Raw genomic sequence first — 1,735 nt, 5'->3', positions numbered from 1 at the left:
TGCAAGGGCCGCGATCGCGCAAAACTGACCCATGTATCGACACTGTCCTGCTCAAGGCTGAGCGGGGAATCAGGAGTGATTAACGTGGGCATGTTGGCCAAGATCAGGAGAATGCACCTGAGGGATGGGTTGTCCATCCGAGAGATCAGTCGGCGAACCGGGCTGAGCAGGAATACGGTGAAGCAGTGGTTGCGCCGCGAAGGCGAGACTGAGCCGAAGTACCCCAAGCGCACGCAGACGAGCGTTCTTGATGCGTGGGCGGAGCATCTGGAGTCGGCCTTGCGCACCGACCTGCATCGACCGGTGCGGGAGCGGCGCACAGCCAAGGCGCTATTCGAGCAGATTCGGGCACTCGGCTTTGCCGGCAGCTACCCGCGGGTGGTGGTGTGGGTGCGGCGATGGCGCGAGCAGCAGGCCAATGCACCGCGGCGGGCGGCCTTCGTGCCGATGAGCTTCGAGCTGGGTGACGCGTTCCAGTTTGACTGGAGTTGCGAGTACCTCTTCGTCGGCGGGCTGCGCCGTCGGCTGGAGGTGGCGCACACCAAGCTGGCGAGTTCACGCGCCTTCTGGCTGACCGCCTACCCGACGCAGAGTCACGAGATGCTGTTCGATGCCCACGCCCGGGCTTTTGCGGCCTTCGGCGGTGTGCCGCGTCGCGGCATCTACGACAACATGAAGACGGCCGTGGACAAGGTCGGCGTCGGCAAGCTGCGCAGCGTCAACATTCGCTTCCAGGCCATGTGCTCGCACTATCTGTTCGAGCCTGAGTTCTGCAACCCCGCCTCGGGCTGGGAGAAGGGCATCGTCGAGAAGAACGTGCAGGACAGGCGTCGCCAGGTCTGGCGCGAGGCCGCCGAGCGGCGCTGGCCCGACTTCGCCAGCCTCAACGAGTGGCTGGCTCAGCGCTGTCGCCAGTGCTGGGAGGAGAACCACCATCCGGAGTGGCCGGCACTGACGGTGGCCGAGGTCTGGCAGGACGAGCAGGCACGGCTGATGCCCTGTCCCAAGCCCTTCAACGGCTACGTGGAGCACCAGGTGCGCGTGTCGGCCACCGGGCTGATCCATTTCCAGCGCAACCGCTATAGCGTGCCCACCCGGCATGTGAACGCGATCCTGAGCTTGCGCGTCTACCCCGCGCATGTAGAGCTTGTGGCCGAGGGCGTGCAGGTCGCGCGCCATGCGCGCAGCTTCGAGCGCGACCTGACCTTCTACGACTGGCAGCACTACATCGAGCTGGTGGAGACCAAGCCTGGCGCGCTGCGCAATGGCGCCCCGTTCAAGACCATGCCCGAGGCGCTGCAGACCTTGCAGCGGCACCTGCTGCGCCATCCTGGCGGCGATCGCGTCATGACGCAGGTGTTGGCCGCCGTGCCGGTGCACGGACTGGACGCGGTGCTGGTGGCCGCGGATCTTGCACTGGAGGCCGGGCGGCCCAGCGCCGAGCATGTGCTCAATGTGCTGGCCCGACTCAAGGACGGCCAGATTGCGCCGGTCGAGACCAGCACGCCGAGCCTGAAGGAAGAGCCCCGCGCTGATGTGCAGCGCTACGACCGACTGAGGGAGACACGCCCATGAGCACCGAGATCGTCACGCGCCTGAAGGCACTCAAGCTGCACGGCATGGCCGCCAACTGGCCCGAGCTGCTCGCGCACTGCCGACATGCCGCATTGGAGCCCGAGGCGCTGGTGGACCAGTTGCTGAAGGCCGAAGGGGCCGAGCGGCAGGTGCGCTCAAT

At 66.3% G+C, this 1,735-nt stretch carries 1 protein-coding gene and 1 pseudogene; both read left to right on the top strand.

Annotation, left to right across the window (positions count from 1 at the left end; translation table 11 throughout):
* The first annotated feature begins 84 nt into the window (after positions 1–84).
* Complete coding sequence (gene istA / locus PRZ03_RS23790; RefSeq protein WP_273602574.1) at positions 85–1,575, top strand: IS21 family transposase; 1,491 nt, start codon at positions 85–87, stop codon at positions 1,573–1,575.
* A pseudogene (locus PRZ03_RS23785) lies at positions 1,572–1,735 on the top strand (ATP-binding protein); the annotation flags it as partial. The gene istA and the pseudogene PRZ03_RS23785, both read left to right, overlap by 4 nt.

This window comes from Roseateles albus, assembly GCF_028595345.1.
Lineage (GTDB): Bacteria > Pseudomonadota > Gammaproteobacteria > Burkholderiales > Burkholderiaceae_C > Paucibacter_A > Paucibacter_A albus.
Note: the sequence above shows the minus strand (reverse complement) of the source record. Positions and strands in the feature narration are given on the sequence as shown.